The following is a 24,339-nucleotide window of genomic DNA, read 5'->3' as shown; positions in this document are numbered from 1 at the left end:
CTCGCCCCTGCCGAGGGGCTCGGTGATAGCGTCCAGCCCCTGCTCCGGTTCGCTCGATGCGTGTCTCCCGCCTGATGCTGGTGACGCTTCGCGACGATCCTGCGGAGGCGGAGATTCCCTCCCATCGGCTGCTGCTGCGTGCTGGTTACATCCGCCGCATCGGTTCCGGGATCTACGCCTACCTGCCCTTGCTGTGGCGTGTGCTGCAGAAGGTGTCGGCCATTGTGCGAGAAGAGATGAACGCCACTGGGGCGCTGGAAACCCTTCTCCCCCAGCTGCAGCCCAGCGAGCTCTGGGAGCGCAGCGGCCGCTGGCAGGGCTACACCGCTGGGGAGGGCATCATGTTCCACCTGCTCGACCGCCAGGACCGTTCGCTTGGCCTGGGCCCCACCCACGAGGAAGTGATTACGGCTCTGGCGGCGGATCTGTTGCGTTCCTACCGACAGTTGCCGGTTTGTCTGTATCAGATTCAGACGAAATTCCGCGATGAGATCAGGCCCCGTTTCGGGCTGATGCGTGGCAGGGAATTCATCATGAAGGACGCTTATTCCTTCCACGCCGATGAGCAGGATCTCAAAGCGGCTTACGGCGTGATGGATCAGGCCTACCGACGCATCTTCGAGCGTTGCGGCTTGCGTGCCGTGGCGGTGGAGGCCGACAGCGGTGCCATCGGTGGTTCCGCCAGCCAGGAGTTCATGGTCACCGCCGATGCCGGCGAAGATCTGATCCTCGCCAGCCCCGATGGCCGTTACGCCGCCAACCAGGAGCGCGCCTGCTCCCGGGTGGAGCCGGCGGTGCCACTGGCAACGACGGCACCCCCCACCCTGCTGGCCACCCCCGCTCAGCGCTCGATCGAGGCGCTCTGCAGTGCCCATGGGTTTGATCCTTCCCAAACCGTGAAGGTGCTGGTGCTGCTCGCCCGCTTCGCTAGCGGTGGCCCCCTGCCCGTGCTGGTGAGCCTGCGCGGCGATCAGACTCTCAATCCTGTGAAGCTCTCCAACGCGGTTTCCGCCCGCTGCGCCGATGCAGGCGCCTTGCTGAGCCTCGAGCCGATCACGCCTGAGCAAGTGCTGGCGGAAGGGCTTGAGCCCTGGCCGCTGGGGTTCCTGGGCCCCCACCTGCCTGATGCGCTGCTGCAAGGGGCTGCGAGCTGGCAGCAGCGCTTCCTGCGGCTGGCCGATCCGTCGGCCGCCGATCTCGGCGCTTTTGTCTGCGGCGCCAACAGCCTCGACCATCACCTGGTGGGAGCCTGCTGGGGCGAGGCCATGCCCACGCCCGACACTGCGGATCTGCGCGCTGCCCAGCCGGGTGACCGTTGTCTGCACGACCCCGAGCAGCGTCTGGAAGCCAGCCGTGGCATCGAGGTGGGGCACATCTTCCAGCTGGGCCGCAAGTACTCCACTGCCCTGGATGCCTGCTTCACCAATGAGGCCGGAGTGGAGGAGCCGCTGTGGATGGGTTGCTACGGCATCGGCGTGTCACGGCTGGCCCAGGCGGCGGTGGAGCAGCACCACGACGCCAACGGCATTTGCTGGCCGCTACCGATCGCGCCCTACGAAGTGATCGTGGTGGTGGCGAACATGCAGGAGCCTGTGCAGGTGGAACTGGCCGAGCGACTCGATGCAGCCCTGGAGGCCGGCGGGATCGAGGTGTTGCTCGATGACCGCCCCGAGCGCGCGGGTGTGAAGTTCAAGGACGCCGACCTGATCGGCATTCCCTGGCGGGTTGTGGTGGGGCGCGGGGCCGCCCAGGGCCAGGTGGAGCTGGTGGAGCGCCGCAGCGGCGAGCGGCAGGAGCTGGCCGCCGCTGATCTGCCCGCCCAGCTGATCGCGGTGGTGGAAGCGGGCCGGCTGGGCAGGGGGGCCCCCTCCTGCTGAGCGCTGGGGGCCTGAGTGCGGGGGGAACTCGCTGGCACGGCTTATAGAGTTTCTCGATTCAATCAGGAGCACCGATGGCCGCGCACCCCTGGCGTTTCGAAGCAGGCCAAGGCGCCTTCCGGCCCTTGTTGCTCGCCGTTCAACGTCTCGGCCGCCGGCTGATGGCGTCGGCCCTGATGGTCGCGCTTTGCCTCTCCCTCACGCTCACGGCCTGCGGCAGTGCCACCGGCAACCTCAGCGGCGTCTACGTGGACGACACCGTGACCGTGGCCCAGAGCCTGCTGAGCACCATCGCCCTGGAGCAGGACGACCCCGCCCGCAGCGCGGCCGAGACCGACGCCCGCGCCCTGATCTCCGACTACATGGCGCTTTACCGCCCCCGGGCGAACGTGAACGGCCTGCCCTCCTTCACCACCATGCAGACCGCCGTCAATTCGCTGGCCGGCCACTACACCAACTACGCCAACCGCCCGCTGCCCGACGCGTTGCGCGCCCGCCTCGAGAAGGAGCTCAAGAAGGCTGAAACCAACGCCGTGCGCGGCGCCTGAAGCCCGGACCACCCCCGGCGGGATCACGGATGCCGCTGGGGGGTTTACGAAGGGGCAGCTGATCTGAGAGGCTCTCTGTTTGTGCTTAGAAGCGGCTTCGGGCCGCTGTTTCCTTCTTGGCCAATGTCGTCGTCATCGGTGCTCAATGGGGTGACGAAGGCAAGGGAAAGATCACCGATCTGCTCAGCCGCTCCGCCGATGTGGTGGTGCGGTATCAGGGGGGTGTGAACGCCGGTCACACGATCGTCGTCGACGACAAGGTGCTCAAACTGCACCTCATTCCTTCCGGCATTCTTTATCCCGACACCACGTGCCTGATCGGCTCCGGCACGGTGGTCGACCCGAAGGTCATGCTCGGTGAGCTCGACATGCTCGCCACGTTCGGCATCGACATCTCCGGCCTGAAGCTCGCCTCCACGGCCCACGTGACCATGCCTTACCACCGCCTGCTGGATCAGGCGATGGAGCAGCGCCGCGGTGATCGCCGCATCGGCACCACCGGTCGGGGCATCGGCCCCACCTATGCCGACAAATCGGAGCGCAACGGCATCCGGGTGCTCGACCTGCTCGACGTGGACCGGTTGCGGGATCGCCTGTTGGCTCCCCTGGCCGAAAAGAACCTGATCCTGGAGCGCATCTACGACCTGCCGCCGCTCGATCCCGAGGAGGTGATCCTTGAGTACGCCGCCTATGGCCAGCGGCTGGCGCCCCACGTTGTCGACTGCACCCGCACGATCCACGAGGCCGCCCGTGCCCGCAAGAACATCCTGTTCGAGGGGGCCCAAGGCACCCTGCTCGACCTTGATCACGGCACCTACCCCTACGTCACCTCGTCCAATCCGGTGTCCGGTGGCGCCTGCATCGGCGCAGGGGTTGGCCCCACGCTGATCGACCGTGTGATCGGTGTGGCCAAGGCCTACACCACCCGCGTGGGCGAAGGGCCTTTCCCCACCGAGCTCGAAGGCAGCCTCAACGATCACCTCTGCGATCGCGGCCATGAATTCGGCACCACCACCGGCCGGCGGCGCCGTTGTGGCTGGTTCGATGGCGTGATCGGCCGCTATGCCGTTCAGGTGAACGGCCTCGATTGCCTGGCGATCACCAAGCTTGATGTGCTCGATGAGCTCGACGAGATCCAGGTGTGCGTGGCCTATGAGCTCAACGGCGAGCGCATCGACCACTTCCCGAGCAGTGCCGAGGATTTCGCCCGCTGTCAGCCGATCTTCGAAACGCTGCCCGGCTGGCAGAGCTCCACTGCCGACTGCCGCCAGCTTGAGGAGCTGCCGGACACGGCAATGGCTTATCTCCGCTTCCTCGCCGAGCTGATGGAGGTGCCGATCGCCATCGTGTCCCTCGGGGCTCAACGTGACCAGACCATCGTCGTGGAGGATCCGATCCACGGTCCCAAGCGGGCCCTGTTGAGCGCGTGATGCCCAGACAATTTGATGTCGTCGGCATCGGCAACGCCATCGTGGATGTGCTGGTGCAGGCGGATGATGCCTTCATTGCTGCCCATGGCCTCACCAAAGGCACCATGGCGCTGGTGGATGAAGCCCAGGCCGATCGCCTCTACGCCGCCTCTGGCCCTGGCCTTGAAACCTCAGGCGGATCCGCAGCCAACACCTTGGCGGGCATCGCCCAGCTGGGCGGCCGCGCCGGTTTCATCGGTCGTGTCCGCAACGATCAGCTGGGCGGGATCTTCGCCCATGACATTCGTTCTGTGGGAGCTCACTTCCAGACGCCCCCCACCACGTCCGGTCCCTCCACGGCCCGCTGTCTGATCCTGGTTACTCCCGACGCCCAGCGCACGATGTGCACCTATCTGGGCGCCTCGGTGACGCTCGATCCCGCCGACCTCGACCTGGAGCTGGTGGGGCAGGCGAAGGTGCTCTACCTGGAGGGCTATCTCTGGGATTCCGAGCCGGCCAAGCGGGCCTTCATCGCCGCTGCCGAGGTGGTGCGCGCCCATGGTGGTGAGGTGGCCCTCAGCCTCTCCGACGGTTTCTGTGTGGAGCGCCACCGCGCCAGCTTCCTCGAACTGGTGGATGGCCACGTGGATCTGCTCTTCGCCAACGAGCTGGAGATCTGCTCCCTCTATGCCACCGACAGCTTTGAGGAGGCGGTGGACCGGGTGCGTGGTTGCTGCAAGGTGGCCGCGCTCACCCGCAGCGAAAAGGGATCGCTGGTGCTGGCCGGAGGGACCAGTCACACGATTGCGGCATATCAGCTGGGCCCCCTGGTGGACACCACCGGCGCCGGCGACCTCTATGCGGCCGGCTTCCTGCACGGCTACACCCAGGGCCAGAGCCTTGAGGACTGCGGTCGACTGGGCTCATTCTGCGCCGGCCTGGTGGTCACCCAGCTGGGACCCCGACCCCAGGCCTCCCTGCAGGATCTGGTGCGGCTGCATCTGGGCTGAGCCGGCCAGCTCATCCTGCAGCCACAGGCCATAGGCGCCTTCAGTCTGGGCCGGCCAGTGGATCCACTCCGGCGTGTCGTAGCTGTGCAATGCGTGCAGGCGCCGCCTCAACGCCTCCAGCTGGGTGGCGCTGGTTTTGATCAGCAGCTGCACTTCCGTGCTGCGCTCCATCCTTCCTAGCCAGTGATAGAGCGAGGTGATCGGCAGCAGGCTGACGCAGACCGCCAGCCGCTCCTCCAGCAGGGCCTGCGCCAGCCGCTCAGCATGGGCGGCGTCCGCCTCGGTGGTGAGCACCAGTGTGAGCGCCGTGGCAGGGTCGTTGGAAGGCGGTGGCATGGCTAGAGCCAGCGGGCGGGCTGGCCCAGCTTCTCCAGCAGCTCTGTCAGCGGCAAGCCTTCCACCCCTGGGGGTTCGGCGGGGCGCGCCAGCAACAGCAGCTGCAGATCCCTGGCGGCACAGAGCTGTTGCCAGCCGCGCTCCGTGCGCCCGCCCGACTGCCGGCAGAGCACCGCGCTGATCTGCCACTGCCGCAGCAGCGCCTGCTCGATGCCGAGGGCCGCCCCCCCCAGTGGGCCGCCGGCCGGCCGCAGGCAGGCCAGGTGGGCATCCGGCAGCCCCGCTGCCCGCGCCTGCTGCAGGCTCGCGGGTGTGGGCAGCACCCGTGCGAAGAGCTCCACCCCGTTGGCATGGGCAGCGGCGGTGGCCAGATGGCGAGCACCGATCGCCAGCAGCAGCCGTTGGCCGCGCAGATCTTCCCTCCCCAGGGCCTGCAGATCGCTCAACAGGGTCTGCCGCGGGGCGAGGTGCGGCTCCAGCGGCCGCAGCAGCCGCAGCAGCGGTTGCCCCAGCGGCTGGCAGGTCGTCGCCAGCTGAGCGCTGATCTGCACCGCAAAGGGATGGCTGGCGTCGACCACCCATTGGTAGGGGCGCCGCTGAAGCTGCGCCGCCTCCAGGTGCCGCTGGATGCCGGCGCTGCCCTGCATCGCGCCCACCTCCAGCTGCAGCCGGGGGTGCGGGGAGTAAGCGCGCCCCGCCGTTTGGCTCACCACGGAGACGGTCAGCTCCCAGCCGTTCGCCAGCAGTGCCGCCGCGAGCCAGGGACCTTCACCGGTGCCGCTGATCAGCCACAGGCGCCCGCTGGTGCATTTCACGGCCGTGCATCAGGATGTGGCCCGCCGGTGCGGACGGAGAGATGAATCACTGCTTGCTGGAGGTGGTGGTGCTGGAGGCGCCCCAGGTGCGCTACACCCAGGACAACCAGACGCCGGTGGCGGAGATGGCCGTGCAGATCGACGGGTTGCGCCCGGATGACCCGCCCGGCCAGGTGAAGGTGGTGGGCTTCGGCAATCTGGCGCAGGACCTGCAGAACCGCGTTCAGGTGGGCCAGCGCTTGGTGCTGGAAGGGCGCCTGCGCATGAACACTGTGAACCGCCCGGATGGCACCAAGGAGAAGCGGGCCGAGTTCACCCTCTCCCGGCTCCATCCCCTCGGCGGAGCTGTGGTCGGTGCTGGCGGAAGCGCCGACCCATCCAGGGCGCCGGCGCCAGCTCCTGCGCCGATGGGGGCCTCACGGGCCGCCGCTCCTGTGCGCCAGCCGGTGCGGCAGAACCCGCCACCTGCCGCTCCCGCCCCGGCCACACCCACCTGGAATTCCGCTCCTCTCGTGCCTGACACCCAGGAGGAAGACGACATCCCGTTCTGATCAGGAGACAGGGCATGCGTGAACCAACCTGCGCGCGTGACTGAAGCAAGCGGGCGTGCCCTGCTGAACGAATGGGCCGGATGCGCTCGGATGAGGGGGTTGGCGGCCAAACGGACGTCGCCACTCCCACCACCGGACGTTTCAGTCGGTCTGCAGCTTCTCGCTGGCCTGGTCGAGCATCTGGCCCAGTTCGCGCTCCAGGGCTGCCAGATCGAGGCGCAGCTCACTCCAGCGGCCCGCATCGATCTGACGCAGCAGCCAGAGCCGGTCTTCGGTGAGCTGATCGAGCAGCACCCGGTTGCTCGGTGTCTGTGCGGCTCCAGTGGGGTTGGCTGAGGCTGCCGCCCGGCCGGCATCAACGTTGGCGGCTGCCGCAGGGTCGAGGCCGTCGGCAGTCGGCGACAGGGACATGGAGGCGGATCGCTGGCGTTGCCTCTCCATCCTGCACGGCTTTGCTGGAGGATGGGCCCATGCAAGCCCTCACCTCCCCCGGCAGCCTGCTCACGATTCTCGGAGCGGTGCTCACCGTGATCGGTTCGATCGCGTACGTCACCGATAGCCCGAACATCAGCCTGGCCGGTGTCTTCTATGGCATCCCTGTGTTGTTGGGTGGCCTGGCGCTGAAATCCTCGGAGTTGCCGCCTGCCGAACGGCTCACCCCCCCGGCCACCTATCAACGTCTGCGGGAGGAGACGGCCAGCGAGCCGCTGCGAAAAGTGCTCAAGGACGTGACCCGTTGGCGCTACGGCCAGAAAGCCCACCTGGAATCCTCCCTCGAAGCCCTCAAACTCTGGGACGAGGAGAGCCCGCCCGAGCTGGTGAGCGTGGCTGAGCTGGAGCAGGGCGGTGCTTATGGCCTGATCCTGCGCTTCCGTCTCAATGGCGTGAGCCTGGAGCGTTGGCAGGCACGTCAGGAGCGCCTTGGTCGTTTCTTCGGCCCGGGCCTCACGGCCGAGTTGCGGCCGCTCGATGCCTCGCTCCTGGAGCTGGCGCTGCTCCCCACGGCGGCTGTCAGCCCTGAGCCTGTGCCCTGATCGCCGCACCTCCCCAGGGCCTCCGACGGCTCTGAACCCGTGGCGTTCCACCGCCCGGGCACAGCTCGGTACCAGCCCATCCCGGCCACGGACCCGTCCACTCCAGTCCAGCCCGGTACCCGCCAGCGCCGTCGATCCCGGCCCGCTCACCTCAGTCTCTCCACCCACCATCACCCCGCAGTCCATTGAGCCAGGACCCCTTGATCAGCGCCGAGGACAGCCTGCGGGTCTCCGTCCTCAGCGAGGCCCTTCCCTACATCCAGCGCTTCGCCGGCCGCCGGGTGGTCGTCAAGTACGGCGGTGCGGCCATGGCCCACAAGTCGCTGCAGGAGGCGGTGTTCCGTGATCTGGCCCTGCTCGCCTGTGTGGGGGTGCGGCCGGTGGTGGTGCACGGCGGCGGCCCGGAAATCAACGAGTGGTTGACCCGGCTGGCGATCAAGCCCACGTTCCGTGACGGCCTGCGCGTCACCGATGCCGACACCATGGATGTGGTGGAGATGGTCTTGGTGGGCCGTGTGAACAAGCAGATCGTCAATGGCCTCAACCGCCTGGGCGGCAGGGCCGTGGGGCTCTCCGGCAGTGACGGGAGGCTGGTGGAGGCCCGCGCCTGGGGCGGTGGCTCCCACGGACTGGTGGGGGATGTGGCCGCCGTGAACCCCGCCGTGCTCGCTCCCCTGCTTGACGCGGGCTACATCCCGGTGATTTCCAGTGTGGCCGCCAATGCCGAAGGCCAGGCCCACAACATCAACGCCGACACGGTGGCGGGTGAGTTGGCCGCTGCCCTGCAGGCCGAAAAGCTGATCCTGCTCACCGACACCCCCGGCATCCTCACCGACCGCGACGATCCCAGCTCGCTGTTGCGCCATCTGACCCTGGCCCAGGCCCGCGAGCTGATTGCCAGCGGCGTGGTGGCCGGTGGCATGACCCCCAAGACCGAATGCTGCATCCGCGCCCTGGCCCAGGGGGTGGGGGCCGCTCACATCGTTGATGGTCGCGTCCCCCATGCCCTGCTGCTGGAGGTGTTCACCGATGCCGGCATCGGCACGATGGTGGTCGGTCGCTGCCAGCCCGATACCGTTGCCGCCTCGCCCGTCCGCCGCTCCGGCTTGCCTGGCCATGGAGGATGAGTCCTTGCTCAGCGCGCGCCGCGCTCTCGAGCGGGGCGACTACGGCCAGTGTCTGCGATTGCTTCAACCCCTGGCCGACCAGCACCCACCCAGTTCCCCGTTCGGCGGTCAGTTGCGGCTGTTGATGGTCACCGCCTGGATCGGCCAGGGTGACACCGCCGCTGCTCAGGCCTGCTGCCGCAGCCTGCGCGCCAGCACCGATCCTGAACTGCGCCTGCAGGCCAGGGATCTGCAGATGATTCTCGATGCCCCGGCGCTGCAGCGTCCGGCCAATTGGTCCCTCACCCTGCCGAGCCTGGGTGGGGCCGAACCCCTGGAAGGCCGGCTGAAGTCAGCCAGCCGCTGGATGCCGCGCCGCGATGGGCCGCCTGAGCCGCCGCCGCCACCGGTGGGCCCCACGCGCCAGCCCCTTGGTTTCGCCGTGGTCGCCCTGGTGCTGCTGCTGGTGCTCACCCTGCTGAGCGGATGCCTGCGGGTGGACACGGAGCTGCAGTTTCCGGGCCCGGGGCGGCTGCAGCTCACCCAGGTCTGGAGCAGCGACACCGGCCGCCAGCTCCCCTGGCAGCAACGCTTCGCCACGGCCGTGGCGGAGGCCGATCCAGGTGCCCGCCTGAGCCTCAAGGGAGACGGCCCCCGCCAGGAGCTGCGCAGCCCCTCCCTGCCGGCGGTGGAGATTCAGGCCCTGCTGGCACGCACCACGACCCTGGCCGCTGAACGGATCGGTGTGGAGCTGCCCCCGCCCCGCCTCGAACTGAGCGAGCGGAACTGGCTGCTGGGGGTGCGCCAGCACCTGTGGCTGGAGCTCGATCTTCAGCCCCTTGACGCCGTTCCGGGCCTCGATCTCCAGATGGTGCTCCGTCCGGTTTCCCTTGGCGCCGTGCGGCAGGCCGCCCCCCGGCCGGCCGCTCGCGAAGGAACCGGTGTGCGCTGGCCCCTTGCCACCGGCGCCGCCAATCGGCTGGAGCTGCGCACCTGGCGCTGGAGCAGGCTGGGTCTGGGTGGGATGGTGATCCTGCTGCTGCTCTGTGCCGCCCTCGCCCTGCAGCGGTTGCGCTGGTCATCGGGGTTCGGCTGGCCCGAGCTGCCCGTTCCCCAGGACGCCGACGGGGCCTGATCAACGCCCCCTTTCCAGGTGCGCCGGTGCAGAGGTTCTGTCGCAGAGTGACTGGGACCGGTTTGCCTGCCCCGAGAGGCTCTCCCTCTCAGAGCTCCATCGGATCGGGATCGATGCTGAGCGTCACCCGGCCGTCGAGGCCCTGGCGCAGCGCCTGCTCCTCGGGCAGGGGCAACGGGGTGCCGGCCGGCCCGTGCAGCAGCAGTTGCCAGCGGTGCCGACCGGCCACCCGCGCCACCGGTGCTGGTGCCGGCCCGATCAGCTCCCAGCCTGCCGCCTCCACCGCCGGGCGCACCCGCTCCGCCAGTGCGGCGGCGGTGGTGGCGGTGGCGCTGGCGGAGTCACCGGCGAAGCGCAGCAGACAGGCACGGCTGAAGGGCACCAACCGGGCCTGACGGCGGAGCCGCAGCTCCTCGTCGAGGAAGCGCTCGTAGTGGCCATCGATCAGGTGACAGATCACCGGATGGTCAGGGCTGTAGGTCTGCACCAGCACGGATCCCGGCCGTTCGCCCCGACCGGCCCGGCCGGCGAGCTGCAGCAGCAGCTGCAGGCACTGTTCCGCGGCGCGCAGATCGGGCCGGTGCAGCAGACCATCAGCCGCCAGCACCGCCGCCAGCGTCACCCGGGGCAGGTCCATGCCCTTCGCCAGCATCTGGGTGCCCACCAGCACGTCAGCGTCTCCGGCGGCGAAGGCAGCCAGCAGACGCCGGTGGCCGTCACGGCCGCGGGTGGTGTCGCGGTCGAAGCGGAGCACCCGCAGCCCTTCCAGCTCCTTCTCCAGCTGCTCGATCACTCGCTGGGTGCCGGCGCCGAAGGGTTTGAAGGCGGTGGAACCGCAGTGGCCGCAGCGCTCGGTGATCTCCTGGCGGTGGTCACACCAGTGGCAGCGCAGCCAGGCACGGCCCTCACGCTGGCGGTGCACGGTGAGTGCCACATCGCAGTGGGGGCACTGCACCACTTCACCGCAGCTGCGGCAGCTGAGGAAGCTGCTGTAGCCCCGCCGCGGCACCAGCACCACCGCCTGCTCGCCACGCTCCTGCACCTGCTCTAGCCGCTCCATCAGGGCCCGGCTGATCAGGCGCCGGTGGCCATCGGCCAGCTCCAGCCGCATGTCCACCACGCTCACCGACGGGGTCTGGGCGCCGCCGATGCGCTCAGGCAGCCGCAGCAGGGTGGTGGCTGGGCGCCTGCCGACGTCGCCGTGGCCAAGGCTGGACGGTTGGCAGGCCAGCCAGGTTTCCAGGGAGGGGGTGGCGCTGCCCAGCAGCAGGCGGCCGCTGTTCCGGCAGCGGATCCGCGCCACGTCGCGGCAGTGGTAACAGGGCATGGGAGCGTCCTGTTTGTACGAGGTGTCGTGTTCCTCGTCCAGCACGATCAGACCGAGCGGCTGCAGCGGCAGGAACACGGCGGAGCGGGTGCCCACCACCAGCAACGGCTCGCCTTGCCGGGCCGCCAGGCAGCGGCGCCACACCTGGACCCGCCCGGCGTCGCTGACGCCGCTGTGGTATTCGAGAACGTCGCCGCCGAAACGGGCATGGCAGCGATCCAGCAGCTGGGGGATCAGGCCGATCTCAGGGGTGAGCAGCAGCACGCTTTCACCGGCCGCCAGCGCGGCGGCGGCGGCCTGGAGATACACCTCGGTTTTGCCCGAGCCGGTCACGCCCCAGAGCAGCAGCTCACTGCCAGGCGGCGAGGCCAGGATCGCCTCCAGTGCCTGCTGCTGGGCTGTGGTGAGCGACCGTGGCGTGCTGCGGTCGCCGCCGGGCAGGCCATGGGCACGAGCAGCCGTCTCCGGGCCCGGCAGACGGGCTGTGATGCACACCCCGCCCCCACGGCGCAGCCCCTCCACCACCGAACGGCTGAAGCCCCATCCGCCGCAGACATCGCGCAGCCAGGCCCCGCCGCCGCACTGGTGCAGGGCCTCCAGCAACTGCTGCTGACGAGGACTGGCCGCTGCCGCGTCCGCCGTCGCGCTCACCCACTGGAGCGGGCGCGGCCCGGCCGGCTGGGATGGGCGCCACTGGCCAAGCCAGCCCGACGGCAGCGCTGATTTGAGCGTTTTGAACACCGTGGTGTGGCATTGATGGGCCACCTCCTGTAACAACTCCTGCCAGAGGGGATCCACGGCGGCGCGCTGATGCACGGCGGTGATCGCCAGCAGCCGCGCCGCCTGCAGATCGGGCGGAAGGGCCTGGAGCGCCTCCACCACCAGTCCCACATGGGGCCGTCCACGCAGTGGCACCCGCACCAGATCGCCGGCGGCGATCTCAAGATGCTGGGGATTGGCATAGGTGAAGATGCGGCCTTCCCGGCCGGCTTCCACCCAGACCTGCCAGTAGATCACTGCCGTGGAGGGTGGGGCGTGTGCATCGGCCACGACGAGCTGCTGCGTTTGCCTTGCAAACACCATGGGTGTTTCTTAAGGTGATCAGGTTGAGCAGTCCAAACGGCTGCTGTCGGAACCAGGCAGAGTTCCGTCCAGAGGGAAGATCTGAAGCCAGCCATACGGATTTTTCTCCGCAGGGCTGCTGGGTCTGCGACCACCCCTGACAGCCCTGCTCTGGCCTTCGCGCCGCCGTTGTCGTTTCCGGTCTGGTTCCATCTCGTTAGGGCGCTCGATTTCCCATCGTGCCTGGCACTTCGGCGAATGCCGCGGCGCCTCGGCATGTTGGTTGACGTCGATGCCATCACGCCAACGGGGCGACCTCTCCAGAACGCTTCTCCCAGCCTTCGTTTTCAACCCGTTTCGCCCTTCCCCCTATGAGCCCAGCTGCTGCGGCCAAGCCCAAGATTCCTGCTGCCACCATCCTCGCGGTGTCCTCGCCCAACGGTGAGGAAACGTTGATCCAGCCCAAACCCGCGAAGGCTGTCAAGAGCAGGTCCAAGCCCGCTGCTGCCGCAGCCTCTGCCGAAGGTGAAGCGACAGCCACCACCAAGGCGGCGGCCGAAGCCAAGCCCAAGGCCACCCGCACCCGCAAGCCGGCGGCGGCCAAAGCCGCCAAGGTGGCAGCGGCTCCTGTCAAGGACGCTGAGGCGGTGGACGCCGTTGACGACGTCGAGTCGCTCGACCTTGATGGCATCGCCGACGAGCTGCTCGCCCAGGCCGACGACAGCACCAAGGCCAAGAAGGAGGCCAAGGCGGCTTCCGCCAAGGCTCTGGCCAGCATCAAGGTGGGCCCGAAAGGGGTGTACACCGAGGATTCGATCCGGGTTTACCTCCAGGAGATCGGCCGCATCCGCCTGCTGCGCCCCGATGAAGAGATCGAGCTGGCCCGCAAGATCGCCGACCTTCTCCACCTCGAGGAGCTTGCCGCCCAGTTCGAACAGGACAACGGCCACTACCCCGACACCAAGGAGTGGGCGGTGCTGGTGGACATGCCCCTGGTGAAGTTCCGCCGCCGCCTGATGCTCGGCCGGCGCGCCAAGGAAAAGATGGTGCAGTCGAACCTGCGCCTGGTGGTGTCGATCGCCAAGAAGTACATGAACCGCGGCCTTTCCTTTCAGGATCTGATCCAGGAAGGCAGCCTCGGCCTGATCCGTGCCGCTGAGAAGTTCGATCACGAAAAGGGCTACAAGTTCTCCACTTACGCCACCTGGTGGATTCGTCAGGCGATCACCCGCGCCATCGCCGATCAGAGCCGCACCATCCGCCTGCCTGTTCACCTCTACGAAACGATTTCCCGCATCAAGAAAACCACCAAGGTGCTCAGCCAGGAATTCGGCCGCAAACCTACCGAAGAGGAGATTGCGGAGAGCATGGAGATGACGATCGAGAAACTGCGTTTCATCGCCAAATCCGCCCAGCTGCCTATCTCCCTGGAAACCCCGATCGGCAAGGAGGAGGATTCCCGCCTTGGCGATTTCATCGAGGCGGATATCGAGAATCCCGAGCAGGATGTGGCCAAGAATCTGCTGCGTGAGGATCTCGAAGGTGTGCTTGCCACCCTCAGCCCGAGGGAGCGCGATGTGTTGCGCCTGCGCTACGGCCTTGACGATGGCCGGATGAAAACCCTTGAGGAGATCGGTCAGATCTTTGACGTGACCCGCGAGCGCATTCGCCAGATTGAAGCCAAGGCGCTGCGCAAACTGCGGCACCCCAATCGCAACGGGGTGCTGAAGGAGTACATCAAGTAACCTCCAATCGTCAGCGTTCCCTCCGTTTTGCCCGCATCGGTCGTCGCGTCTGCCGGGTCTACCCCGGCAGCGAGGGTCACCATTGTTCTGCCCACCTTCAACGAACGGCAGAACATCCAGCCCATCCTCCAGCAGTTGCTGGCTCTACGTGATCGCTTTCAGCTGGAGGTGATCGTCGTTGACGATGATTCCGCCGATGGAACGGCTGATTTCGTCAAGGAACTGGCGCATGGGGAGCCTTGCCTGCGCCTCATCCGCCGCGTGGGGCGCTCAGGCCTCTCCAGCGCCATCAAAGAAGGCCTGCTGGACAGCACCGGCGATCTTGCCGTGGTGATGGATTGTGATGGCCAGCATGAGCCCGCGTCGGTGGCGGCGGCGCTGGAGCTGTTGCTGGCCCGCAACGTCGATCTGGTGATCGGCAGCCGCTTTCACCCAGAGGCTTCCATCAAGGGGTTGAGCGACAAACGGGAAGGGGGATCGGTGCTGGCCAATCGCCTGGCACGTTTCACCCTGCCCCGCTATCGCCACCTCAGCGATTTCATGAGTGGCTTTTTCGCCCTGCGCCTCGACCGCTGCCTGCCGATGATCCGGCAGGTGGATTCTCAGGGGTTCAAATTTCTCTACGAGCTTCTGTCGATCAGCCGCGGGCATCTGATTGCCGAAGAAACCCCGCTCACCTTCCAGCCCCGCACCTTCGGAAGCTCCAAGCTGGACATCTCCGTTCTGTGGGACTTCGGCGTTTCGATCATCCACACGTTGCTGCTGCGGATGGTTCCACGGCGTGCTGTGAGTTTTGCCCTGGTTGGTGTTTCCGGGATCGGCGTGCAGCTGTTGGTGTCCAACCTCTTAATCCTGCTGGGCTTCTCCTTCGTGGCCTCGTTGCCACCGGCTGTGATCGCCTCGGCCTGTAGCAATTATCTCGTGAACAACACCCTCACCTTCCGCCACCTGCGGCTCAAGGGTTTCCCCCTGTTTGCCGGCCTTGTCAAGTTTCTGGTGGTGGCCTCGTTGCCGATGCTCGCGAATATCGGCCTGGCCAGTGTGTTTTACACGAGGGTGGCGAGTGACACCCTCTTCGCCCAGATCGCCGGTATTGCCGTGGTGTTTGTGTGGAACTACGCTGCTTCATCGCGTTTTGTCTGGAACACCCCCTGAGCGGAAGTCTTCCGCTTGCACCCGATGGCCATTGACCTGATCGCCATAGACCTGATCGCCTTTGGTTCGATTTCCCTGGCTCTCATTCCCCTCGATTCAGACCCTTCTCGGCTCCAGTTGGATGTGTTGAAATCCGATCTGTCTCAGCGCCTCACCAGTCCCTCCGCTCTGGCGTCCCGCCGTCGGTGGCTGCTCCCTCCTTCCCCAGCCCGCCTCCTGATCGCATGCTCGTGATCTCCTCGCTGCAGGCGCGCCCGGCCCGCCTGGCCTTGGTGACTGCCGCCGGTCTGCTGCTGCTCTGCTGGCTGGCCTTCTTCAATCACCTGGGCACGCTCAGCTTGATGGACAAGACCGAAGCCCTCTTTGTGGAAGTGGGCCGGGAGATGCTGCTGCGCAACGACTGGATCACGCCCCACTGGAACGGCGAGCCGTTCTTTGACTATCCGGTGTGGGGGTACTGGATGGTGGCCCTCAGCTTCCGCCTCTTCGGCGTCAGCGCCTGGGCGGCCCGGCTGCCGGTGGCGCTGATGGCCAGCCTGGTGGTGGTGGCGGGGTTCGTGCTCCTGTGGCTGCTTGCTGAAGGCGAAGCCACGCCGGCTCGCCTGCGGCGCTCCTGGCTGGGGGCGGTGTTGCTGGCGCTCAACCCCGCCTGGGTGGGCTGGGGGCGCAGCTCCGTCACCGACATGTTCCTCTCCAGCGCCATCACGCTCTCGCTGTTCGGCTTTTTCCTGGCGTACAGCCAGGTGGACAGGCCCGTGCTGCGGCGCGTGGGCTACGTGGTGATGCCTGTGTTCAGTGCCATTGCGGTGCTCGCCAAGGGACCCGTGGGTCTGGTGCTGCCGGGGGCGGTGATTGTGGTGTTCCTGCTCTGCCAGGCCCAGCTGTTCACGGTGCTGCGGCAAATGCCGATGCTGCAGATGGCTGTGCTGTTCCTGGCGGTGGGCAGTCCCTGGTACGTGTGGGCTGCAAAGGTGAACGGCGCCGACTTTCTTGGCGGCTTCTTCGGCTTCAGCAACCTGCAGCGCTACACCTCGGTGCTCTACGGCCATTCCGGCCCCTGGTACTTCTATCTGCCCTGGTGCGTGATCCTGCTGCTGCCGTGGTCGCTGTTTCTGCCGTTGGCCATGGTGCGGCTGCGCTATTGGCAACTGGGCCACTGGCGCCGGCAACCCCGCACCGCCCAGTTGGCCCCGTTCTGCCTGGTCTGGTTTCTGGTGGTGCTGGTGTTTTTCTCTGTCGCCAGCACCAAGCTCGCCGGATACATCCTGCCCCTGATTCCCGCCGGTGCGCTGCTGGTGGCGTTGTTCTGGCAGCCGCTGCCCGCTGCGGCCGCCCCCTTACCGGCCACCGACCGCTGGCAGAAGCTTTTCGGCTGGCTGAATGCGCTGCTGTTGGCGGTGATGGCCACTGCCGCCGTGGTGGCCCCGCGCTGGGCCGCTTCCGACCCCGCCTATCCCGGCTTTGCCAAGGCCCTCAACAGCTCCGGGTTGCCGATGCTGCTGGGGGGGCTGCTGGCGGTGGCGGCGATCGCGATGGTGGTGCAGCTCCTGCGGCGCGGCCCGCTGCAGCACCTGTGGCTGCCAGATGCGGCGGCCTTTGCCGGCGTCCTCCTGCTGGTGGTGCCAGGACTTGCCCCCTTGATGGAGAGGGAGCGACAGCAACCGGTGCGCGAGCTCGCAGTTCTCGCCGGCCAGCTGGCTGGACCGCAGGAACCGCTGCTGGTGGTGGGCTACATGCGCTACAGCGTGGTGTTCTACAGCGGCCGGCCCGTGCAGTTCTTTGACAGCGTCAAAGGGGCCCGTCGGGGCTTGCGGGACAGCCAGCCGACCAGCGTGCTGGTGTTCGGCGAACAGCGCAAGCTCGAGGACCTCAACACGGAGGGGGGGCAGGTGCAGACCCTGGCCAGCCGCGGCAATCACCGCCTGCTTCGCTACGTGCCCGGGCCGGCAGCGGTGAAGGGATCAGAGCCCCGCCCCGGCGGCGCCGGTTCGTGAACCGCTTCCGCCGCTGGTGCCGGCTGTTCGGCGTCCCCAGGCTGCTGGCCTGCGTGATCGCTCTGGGGCTGGTGCTCTGGATCGAGGCCACGATGGTGAACCAGAAGCACCCTGAGCTCGATATCGCCATCCTCGACTGGCTGGGCCAGGTGATTCCTCCCCAGCCGGGCGCCCTGCTCGTGCTCGTGTACAAGCTCAGCGGCACCCGCTTCACCGCCGTGCTGGTGGCGGCCGCATTGGTGTTCCTTTACACCAAGCGGGCTTGGAACGAGCTGCGCTGGCTGGCGGTGGGGACGGCTGGAATTCTGCTGATCGTGGATCGCTGGCTCAAGCCGATGTTTGATCGCTCGCGCCCCCCCGACCGGCTGGTGGAGGTGATCGGCCGCAGTTTTCCGAGTGGCCATGCCTCCGGCGCCGTGGTGTTCTATTTCCTCATGTGCATGATCCTCTCCTCGCTCTACCCGCGCCTGCGGCGCCCGTTGTATGTGGGTGCCTCGCTCTGGGTGGCGCTGGTGTGGCTCAGCACCCTCTACTGCCGGGTGCACTGGCCCACTGACATGGTGGGTGGCGCTTGCGTCGGCTTCATCTGGTTCAGCATCTGCGCCGTGAGCCTCCAGTTCTGCGCTCCCCGGCAGACTGGCCCTTCCCTGGGGCGAACCCCTTGACCACACCCGCTTCGCTCAGCACGCTCGCGGCTCTCTGCGGCCTGCGTACGGCGCCGGAGCTCACTGCCGCGGCCCGTCAGGCGCTGCGCAGTGAACTCGACCAGCGGCTGGCGGCCTGTAAATGGTTCACCGTCGGGGTGATGGCACCCTCCGCCTCCCAGGCGGTGGCGGCGCTGCGCGCCTGTGAGAAGGCCCTCGGCTGGGAGCCCCTGCAGGCTCCTGGCCGCGAGACCTCTGACAGTGAGGAGGGCCCGGTGTTCCTCAAGGGCAACCAGCGCACTGGTCACTTCCTGCTGCGTCCGGAATCCGGCCTCGGCTGCGGCCTGCTGATCACCGGCCACAGCAGCGTGGCGCCCGAAGCGGAAGACACCTGGGGACCGTTCCCGCTCGATTTCTTCGCCTGATCCGGGCCTGGTGCCGCTGATGGATCAGGTTCTCTGTTACGTCGCCGGGCCCGCGGCCGGCCTGTCCTTAGGCTGGGCGGCTGTGAAACGGCCGTGACGCCGAAGTGAGGACTGACGTGATGGCCGGCTCCACCCTGCGCATTGCCTCCCGCCGCAGCCAGCTGGCGATGGTGCAGACCCACTGGGTGCGGGATGCCCTCTCCGCTGCCCATCCCTCGCTGGAGATCAGCATCGAGGCGATGGCCACCCAGGGCGACAAGATCCTTGATGTGGCGCTGGCCAAGATCGGTGACAAGGGCTTGTTCACCAAGGAACTGGAAGCCCAGATGCTGGTCGACCAAGCCGACATCGCCGTCCACAGCCTCAAGGATCTGCCCACCAACCTGCCTGAGGGGCTGATGCTCGGCTGCGTCACCGAGCGGGAGGATCCCGCCGATGCCCTGGTGGTGCACGCCCGCCATGCCGACAAGAACCTGGCCACCCTGCCGGAAGGCAGCGTGGTGGGTACCAGCTCGCTGCGCCGGCTCGCCCAGCTTCGCCACCACTACCCCCAGCTCACCTTCAAGGATGTGCGCGGCAATGTGATCACCCGGCTGGAAAAGCTGGATGCCGGCCAGTACGACTGCCTGATTCTGGCCGCCGCCGGCCTGGGCCGGCTCGGGCTGGCTGACCGCATCCATGAACTGATCGACCCCTCGATCTCCCTGCACGCCGTGGGTCAGGGCGCGCTCGGCATCGAATGCCGCGAGGGCGATACCGCCGTGCTCGAAACGATCAAGGTGCTGGAGCACCTCCCCACGGCCCGCCGCTGCCTGGCGGAGCGGGCCTTCCTGCGCCAGCTCGAAGGTGGCTGTCAGGTGCCGATCGGGGTCAACAGCCGCTTCGACGGTGACGAGCTGGTGCTGACGGGCATGGTGGCCAGCCTCGACGGTCAGCGTCTGCTTCGCAACGAGGCCCGCGGCGATCAAACCGAGCCGGAGGCCATCGGCATCGCCCTCGCCCACACTCTGCGCAGTGAAGGGGCGGGCGAAATCCTGGAGGAGATTTTTGCAGCTGTCAGGCCCGAGGCTTGAACCGGCCGGCCCTCCCCAGCCACGGGAGGGTGACAGCCGTGGACTGCCCTTCCAGTGGAGCCTGCTGGCCTGGGCTGCGCTGGTGGGGGTGCTCACCGGCGCGGCCGTGGTGGGCTTCCACTATCTGCTGGGCTTCATCAACAATTTCCTGTTCGGCACGCTTGTGGAGTGGGGCACGGGGCTGCTGGGCAGCGCTCAGCCCGATCCCACCCCACCACCGGAGATCTTCACCACCTCCGCCCCCTCCGGCACCCCGCTGAAGGCGCTGGTGCTGATTGGTCTCGGTGGCATCGGCTTCCTGCCACCGCCTCCACTGCCGCCAGTGCCGGTGCCGCTGCCCGTGCCCGCCAGCGGCCTGGCCGGTTGGTTGACCTCCTGGCCGGTGCTGCTGGCGCCGGTGCTGGGTGGACTGTGTGTAGGGCTGCTGCGCCAGCTCGCGCGTGATCTGGGCCCCAGCCTGCCGAGCCTGATGGCCATGGCTGATGGCGCCCTGCCAGCGACGCCGCGCCTGCCGCTGCTGCGCCTGATTGCCGCCTCACTCAGCCTTGGCAGTGGCGCCTCGCTCGGTCCGGAGGGGCCGAGTGTGGAGAGCGGCGGCAACATCGGCCTCTGGCTCGGCTTGCGCGGGGGGCTCACACCCGATTCCCAGAAGGCACTGGTGGCCGCCGGCGTGGCGGCCGGGCTGGCGGCCGGTTTCCAGGCGCCGATCGCCGGCGTGTTCTTCGCCTTCGAGGGGGCCTACAGCACCATCCCCGGCCGGCCCAGTCTCAGGGCTGTGCTGGTGGCGGCGGTGGCCTCTTCCCTGGTCACGCAACTGTCGCTGGGGGACCAGCCGATCTTCCGCCTGCCCGCCTACGAGGTGCGCTCCCCCCTGGAGCTGCCCCTCTACCTGGGCCTTGGGGTGGTGGCGAGCCTGATGTCGTGGGCGCTGGTGAGCATCCTGGCCGCAGGCCGCAGCGCCGCTGTGCAGCGGCGGGTGGAGCGCCTGCCTGCCGTGCTCGTCAACGCCCTCGGCGGCCTTGGGGTGGGAGTGATGGCGCTCGGTTTCCCGCAGGTGCTGGGCGTGGGTTACGACACGATCGAAGCGCTGCTGGGCAGGGAAGGTGGTGTGGCCTTCACCAGCCTGCTGGCGCTGCTGGCCGTGAAGCTGCTGGCCACGGGGCTCAGCAATGCCAGCGGCTTTGTGGGGGGGGGCTTTGCCCCTGCGCTCTTTCTGGGGGCAGTGCTGGGCAACTGCTACGGCCAGCTGCTGGGCGAAAGCGGCTTCGGCCTGCCGGTGGCCGAACCGCCGGCCTACGCCATGGTGGGCATGGCCGCCGTGCTGGCCGGCAGTGCCCGGGCGCCGCTCACGGCCCTGCTGCTGCTGTTCGAGCTCACCCACGACATCCGCATCGTGCTGCCGCTGATGGCGGCCACGGGGCTGAGCGCCGTGCTGGTGGAGCGATGGCATGGCCTGGCCGATCCAGGCCTGCTGGGGCCCGATCCGGTGGAAGAGGAACGTCGTGCCCGCCTGGCGGGCCTGTCGGTGCGGGCAGCGCTGGAACCGGAGAGACCGCTGGTGCTGCCGGGAACCACCGCTGCGGCAGAGGCGCTGGCGCAGCTGGTGCGGGCCCATGGCCATTGTCTGCTGATCGAGCAGGACGGCTGGGTGGTGGGGCTGGCCACGCTGATGGACCTCCAGCGGGTGATCACCAGCCAGGGGGGGGCGGCGCCGCTGAGCGACTGCCGCCGCGCCGAGCTGATCTGGCTGCCGGCCAGCGCCAGCCTCGCGCAGCTGGAGGACCAGCTCAACCCCAACGGTCTGCGCCAGCTGCCGGTGTTTGAACAGGACGATGGCCCTCAGGCCAAGCTGCCGGCCGGTGTGCCATGGGCAGGCTTGCGAGCCGATGAGCTTCAAGGCATGGCCAGCCGTGATGGCATGGCGCTCGCGCTGGCCCGTGGGCTCAGCGGGTGATCACCACCGGGGTGCCCACGTCCACCAGGTCGAAGAGTTTGCGCACGTGTTCGTGGAACATGCGCACGCAGCCATTGGTGACCGCCGAGCGGGAGCTGACCGTCCATGCCCAGGCGCTGGGCGTGCCGTGGATGCCGAACTGGTTGGGGCCGACGGTCTTGAACCCCAGCCAGCGATCACCCAGGGGACCGTTCGGCCCGACGGTGCCTTTCACCTTGCCGGTTCTGGTGCTGGCGTAGATCGGGTTGACCACCTTGTTGGTGACCTGGAAGGTGCCGGTGGGCGTGGGCGTGCGGGCATCACCGATCGCCACAGGCCAGGGGCCATACACCTTGCCGCCCTGCTCAAGCCGGATGTCCCGCTTGCCCAGCCGCAGCACGATCCGTGAGGCCGCGACCGGCTGCGCCGTTGGGGTGGTGGGTGACGCGGTGGCTGGGGCAGTGGTGGCTCCAGGTGCCGGGCTGTTGGCTGCCGGGGTGGTTCCAGGCGCCGTGATTGTGGGTGTTGTGGCTTCCGGCGCTGCGACCGCAGGTGCCGGTGTGGCCGTGCCCGGCGCCGAGCTGGCTGGACCCGCCGGGGTGGCGGTGGGGAGTGCCAGTGCAGCGGTGCCTGCGAGCAGGGTGGCGCTGCACAGGCTGATCACCAGTGCGCCGGTGGAGGTCACCAGACCACCGGTGGAGGCGCCAGGACTGCGAAGGTGCGGAAGAACCATTGGGATCGGGCGCATTCAGGTGCCGGTCGTGGGGCTTCAGCCCACAAGTTTGGCATCGATGGTGTCGAGATAGCGCTTTTCGCATTCCTTGATGATGCGAACCGCCTCCTCCACGCCGAAGAATCCATTCACTTTGCAGGTGCCGGGCTTCTTCAGATCCTTGTAGTGCTCCCAGTAGTAGTGGGTTTCCTTCTGCCAGTGGGCGCCCAGCTGCTCGTAGCTGGTGATGTGATCCATGCGCTTGTCATCGGCGATCACGGCGATCACCTTGTCGTCCACTTCGCCGCCGTCGTCGAAGGTCATGATGCCGATGATGCGGGCCTCCACCAGGCTGCCGGGCACCAGCGGCTCGGTCACACCCACGATCTCGATGTCGAGCGGGTCCCCGTCTTCATCCCAGGTGCGGGGGATGCAGCCGTAGGCGAAGGGATAGGCCAGGGAGGAGTAGCCCACCCGGTCGAGTTTGAGATGGCCGGTTTCGGTGATCAGTTCGTATTTGTTGATCGTCATCGAATTGAGCTCGACGATCGTGTTCAACCGCAGGTCCGCTTCGTCGGCGAAGGCCGGCAGCACATGCAGCAGGTTGAGCATCGTGCGGCTGGGCGGATGGTCGATGTTCGCCATGGCGATGGGAAACGAGCGGCGCGGCCGATCCTACGGAGTGCCCCAGACCGGCCTCACTCAGGGGCACGCACGAAGGCGCATGCGAACGGCCTTGCTCTCAGGTCACCCTCAGACTCGGCCTCGAATCACCATGCACCCTGACGGCCTCACCCTCTGTTAACGACCCACGCTGACGGCCGCGCCACCAGCCCCCCGCAGGCGCTCGCCTTGCCTTTCCCACCGGCTCAGTGGCGGACGCTGCTCAGCAACTGCTGCACCTTGGCTTCCAGATAGCTGAGGAACGGCGTGGCGCTGAGACGCTCTCCCGTGACCTGCTCCACCAGCTCCTCCCCGTTCACCGCCCGCCCCAGCGGCCAGACGTGGGCCGCCAGCCACTGCTGCAGCGCCTGTTCCTGGCCGGCGGCCACGTGTGCCTCGATCGACCCGATCTGCTGCTCCATCGCCTCGGCCAGCTGGGCGCTGATCAGATGGCCGAGAGCATAGGAAGGGAAGTAGCCGAACAGGCCTTCAGCCCAGTGGATGTCCTGCAGGCAGCCCTCGCTGTCGCTGGCCGGCCGCAGGCCCAGCAGGTCCACCATGCGCCGGTTCCATTCACCGGGCAGGTCGGCCACCGGCAGACCTCCCTCCAGCAGGGCCAGCTCCAGCTCGAAGCGCAGCACGATGTGCAGGCAGTAGCTCAGTTCATCGGCTTCCACGCGGATCGGGCCGGGCCGCATCGGGTTCAGCCCCCGCCAGAAGCCATCGATGCCGCCCCAGCGATCTGCGCCGGCGCCGGCCACGAAGTGCGGCTGCCAACGGGCGGCGAAGGCGCGGCCGCGGGCCACCCGGCATTCCCAGAACAGCGACTGGCTCTCATGCACCCCCATCGAGGTGGCCTCGCCGAGCGGCCAGGGGAAGTAGTGGTCGGTGCTGCGGGGCAGGCCCTGCTCGTAGAGCGAATGCCCCCATTCGTGGGCGGTGGCCAGGAAGGAGGAGAACGGCTGCCCGGGCACCACGCGTGTGGTGATGCGGAAATCCTGAGGTCCGACCGTGCAGGAGAAGGGGTGAGCGGACCGGGAGCGCTGGCAGCGCGTCGGGTCGTAGCCCCAGCTGTCGAGCAGCTCACTGCAGAGGCGTTCCTGCTCCGTCTCCGGCAGCTCGGCGGTGGCGGTGCTCTCCCCGCTCTGCTGGGCGGTGGCGGCGGCCACCTGCTCCAGCAGCACCGGCAGGGTCGCCTTCAGCGGGGCGAACAGCTCCTCCACCCGCGCTGTGCTGATGTCGGGTTCGAACGGCTGGGCCAGCACCTCCCAGGGGCTGCGCGGCGCCGGCTCGGCGCTGGCCAGTTGCCCGGCCTGCTCCTGGCGCAGGGCGATCAGCTCCGCCAGGGCGGGGGCGAAGGTGGGGAAGTCGTTGTGGCGGCGGGCGTTCTGCCAGAGGGCGTTGCCCTTCGACTGCGCCCTGGCCAGGCTGGCCACCAGCACAGGGTCGAGGCAGCGCTGCCGTTCCAGTTCGAGGCGCACCAGCTGCAGGTTGCGGCGCCGCTCGGCTGGCGCTGAGGCCCCCAGGTCCGCCTCGGCGGCCGCCACCAGTTCGGCGTAGTGGGCGCTGCTCTGACGGGCATGGATCTGGCTCGCCAGCAAGGCCAGCTGCTCGCCGCGCCACTCGGCCCCGGCCGCAGGCATCACCGTGTTCTGGTCGTAGTAGAGCGCGCTGCTGATCGACCCGAGCACCCTGGTTTCGTGCAGGTGATCCTGCAGGCGTTGCAGGGCGGTGGCCGGCTCGGACATCGGAGGAGCTGCGGTGGCGAGGCCCAGCATGGCGTCC

22 protein-coding genes are annotated in these 24,339 nt (G+C 67.9%); 15 read left to right on the top strand and 7 right to left on the bottom strand.

What is annotated here, in order from left to right:
• Positions 1 to 56 precede the first annotated feature (56 nt).
• The 4 genes from KBY86_RS01050 to KBY86_RS01035 all read left to right on the top strand — a co-directional run bounded on the left by KBY86_RS01050 (position 57) and on the right by KBY86_RS01035 (position 4,844).
• Positions 57 to 1,877: a proline--tRNA ligase gene (locus KBY86_RS01050; protein ID WP_255139832.1), complete on the top strand. Its 1,821-nt coding sequence runs from the start codon at positions 57 to 59 to the stop codon at positions 1,875 to 1,877.
• Between the two features lie 74 nt (positions 1,878 to 1,951).
• Complete coding sequence (psb27, locus tag KBY86_RS01045) at positions 1,952 to 2,425, top strand: photosystem II protein Psb27 (protein ID WP_255139831.1); 474 nt, start codon at positions 1,952 to 1,954, stop codon at positions 2,423 to 2,425.
• A 116-nt stretch (positions 2,426 to 2,541) separates the two neighbouring features.
• The gene (locus KBY86_RS01040; protein ID WP_094512949.1) at positions 2,542 to 3,855 is read left to right on the top strand and encodes an adenylosuccinate synthase; all 1,314 of its coding nucleotides are present in this window, start codon (positions 2,542 to 2,544) and stop codon (positions 3,853 to 3,855) included.
• Entirely contained in the window at positions 3,855 to 4,844 is a 990-nt protein-coding gene (locus KBY86_RS01035; protein WP_255139830.1) for an adenosine kinase, read from the top strand. Before KBY86_RS01040 ends, KBY86_RS01035 begins: the two co-directional genes overlap by 1 nt.
• Here KBY86_RS01035 and cutA read toward each other — a convergent pair.
• A complete protein-coding gene (gene cutA / locus KBY86_RS01030; protein WP_255139829.1) occupies positions 4,758 to 5,180 on the bottom strand; it encodes a divalent-cation tolerance protein CutA in 423 nt (140 codons plus the stop codon). The two genes, KBY86_RS01035 and cutA, sit on opposite strands and share 87 nt — an antisense overlap.
• Before the next feature lie 2 nt (positions 5,181 to 5,182).
• Positions 5,183 to 5,995, bottom strand: coding sequence for a precorrin-6A/cobalt-precorrin-6A reductase (locus KBY86_RS01025; protein WP_255139828.1), 813 nt, complete (start codon positions 5,993 to 5,995; stop codon positions 5,183 to 5,185).
• Positions 5,996 to 6,036: 41 nt separating this feature from the next.
• On the opposite strand from KBY86_RS01025, the gene KBY86_RS01020 reads away from it, so the two are divergent.
• Positions 6,037 to 6,546, top strand: coding sequence for a single-stranded DNA-binding protein (locus tag KBY86_RS01020; RefSeq protein WP_255139827.1), 510 nt, complete (start codon positions 6,037 to 6,039; stop codon positions 6,544 to 6,546).
• A 141-nt stretch (positions 6,547 to 6,687) separates the two neighbouring features.
• On the opposite strand, the gene KBY86_RS01015 is transcribed toward KBY86_RS01020, so the two are convergent.
• The gene (locus tag KBY86_RS01015) at positions 6,688 to 6,957 is read right to left on the bottom strand and encodes a hypothetical protein (RefSeq protein WP_255139898.1); all 270 of its coding nucleotides are present in this window, start codon (positions 6,955 to 6,957) and stop codon (positions 6,688 to 6,690) included.
• A gap of 59 nt (positions 6,958 to 7,016) precedes the next feature.
• Between KBY86_RS01015 and KBY86_RS01010 the strand changes: the two genes are divergently transcribed.
• The 3 genes from KBY86_RS01010 to KBY86_RS01000 all read left to right on the top strand — a co-directional run bounded on the left by KBY86_RS01010 (position 7,017) and on the right by KBY86_RS01000 (position 9,821).
• A complete protein-coding gene (locus tag KBY86_RS01010; RefSeq protein ID WP_255139826.1) occupies positions 7,017 to 7,580 on the top strand; it encodes a DUF2854 domain-containing protein in 564 nt (187 codons plus the stop codon).
• A gap of 185 nt (positions 7,581 to 7,765) precedes the next feature.
• Positions 7,766 to 8,707, top strand: a complete 942-nt coding sequence (gene argB, locus KBY86_RS01005; protein ID WP_255100795.1) for an acetylglutamate kinase — start codon at positions 7,766 to 7,768, stop codon at positions 8,705 to 8,707.
• Entirely contained in the window at positions 8,697 to 9,821 is a 1,125-nt protein-coding gene (locus KBY86_RS01000; RefSeq protein WP_255139825.1) for a DUF3153 domain-containing protein, read from the top strand. The genes argB and KBY86_RS01000 overlap by 11 nt, the downstream gene beginning before the upstream one ends.
• An 88-nt stretch (positions 9,822 to 9,909) precedes the next feature.
• Here KBY86_RS01000 and priA read toward each other — a convergent pair whose 3' ends face one another.
• Complete coding sequence (gene priA, locus KBY86_RS00995) at positions 9,910 to 12,198, bottom strand: primosomal protein N' (protein WP_255139824.1); 2,289 nt, start codon at positions 12,196 to 12,198, stop codon at positions 9,910 to 9,912.
• A gap of 383 nt (positions 12,199 to 12,581) precedes the next feature.
• On the opposite strand from priA, the gene rpoD reads away from it, so the two are divergent.
• From rpoD to KBY86_RS00960, 7 genes are all read left to right on the top strand, one after another.
• Entirely contained in the window at positions 12,582 to 13,955 is a 1,374-nt protein-coding gene (gene rpoD, locus KBY86_RS00990; RefSeq protein WP_255139823.1) for an RNA polymerase sigma factor RpoD, read from the top strand.
• Positions 13,956 to 13,982: 27 nt separating this feature from the next.
• Positions 13,983 to 15,110, top strand: a complete 1,128-nt coding sequence (locus tag KBY86_RS00985) for a glycosyltransferase family 2 protein (protein WP_094512938.1) — start codon at positions 13,983 to 13,985, stop codon at positions 15,108 to 15,110.
• 224 nt (positions 15,111 to 15,334) lie between these two features.
• Positions 15,335 to 17,104, top strand: coding sequence for a glycosyltransferase family 39 protein (locus tag KBY86_RS00980; RefSeq protein WP_255139822.1), 1,770 nt, complete (start codon positions 15,335 to 15,337; stop codon positions 17,102 to 17,104).
• Complete coding sequence (locus KBY86_RS00975; protein WP_255139821.1) at positions 17,101 to 17,769, top strand: phosphatase PAP2 family protein; 669 nt, start codon at positions 17,101 to 17,103, stop codon at positions 17,767 to 17,769. Before KBY86_RS00980 ends, KBY86_RS00975 begins: the two co-directional genes overlap by 4 nt.
• Positions 17,766 to 18,173: a DUF1824 family protein gene (locus KBY86_RS00970; protein WP_255139820.1), complete on the top strand. Its 408-nt coding sequence runs from the start codon at positions 17,766 to 17,768 to the stop codon at positions 18,171 to 18,173. Before KBY86_RS00975 ends, KBY86_RS00970 begins: the two co-directional genes overlap by 4 nt.
• 119 nt (positions 18,174 to 18,292) lie before the next feature.
• Positions 18,293 to 19,246, top strand: coding sequence for a hydroxymethylbilane synthase (hemC, locus tag KBY86_RS00965; RefSeq protein WP_255139819.1), 954 nt, complete (start codon positions 18,293 to 18,295; stop codon positions 19,244 to 19,246).
• Positions 19,221 to 21,200, top strand: a complete 1,980-nt coding sequence (locus KBY86_RS00960) for a chloride channel protein (protein ID WP_255100802.1) — start codon at positions 19,221 to 19,223, stop codon at positions 21,198 to 21,200. Before hemC ends, KBY86_RS00960 begins: the two co-directional genes overlap by 26 nt.
• Here the strand turns inward: KBY86_RS00960 and KBY86_RS00955 are convergent.
• The 3 genes from KBY86_RS00955 to KBY86_RS00945 form a co-directional block, all read right to left on the bottom strand.
• Complete coding sequence (locus KBY86_RS00955) at positions 21,190 to 21,912, bottom strand: L,D-transpeptidase (protein WP_255139818.1); 723 nt, start codon at positions 21,910 to 21,912, stop codon at positions 21,190 to 21,192. The genes KBY86_RS00960 and KBY86_RS00955 overlap by 11 nt on opposite strands.
• Positions 21,913 to 21,948: 36 nt before the next feature.
• Positions 21,949 to 22,536, bottom strand: coding sequence for an inorganic diphosphatase (locus KBY86_RS00950; RefSeq protein WP_255139817.1), 588 nt, complete (start codon positions 22,534 to 22,536; stop codon positions 21,949 to 21,951).
• 224 nt (positions 22,537 to 22,760) lie between these two features.
• Positions 22,761 to 24,302 (bottom strand): carboxypeptidase M32, encoded by a 1,542-nt coding sequence (locus KBY86_RS00945; RefSeq protein WP_255139890.1) that lies wholly within the window; start codon positions 24,300 to 24,302, stop codon positions 22,761 to 22,763.
• Between the last annotated feature and the right edge of the window lie 37 nt (positions 24,303 to 24,339).

Source organism: Synechococcus sp. Lug-A (assembly GCF_024345655.1).
Classification (GTDB): Bacteria; Cyanobacteriota; Cyanobacteriia; order PCC-6307; family Cyanobiaceae; genus MW101C3.
Note: the sequence above shows the minus strand (reverse complement) of the source record. Positions and strands in the feature narration are given on the sequence as shown.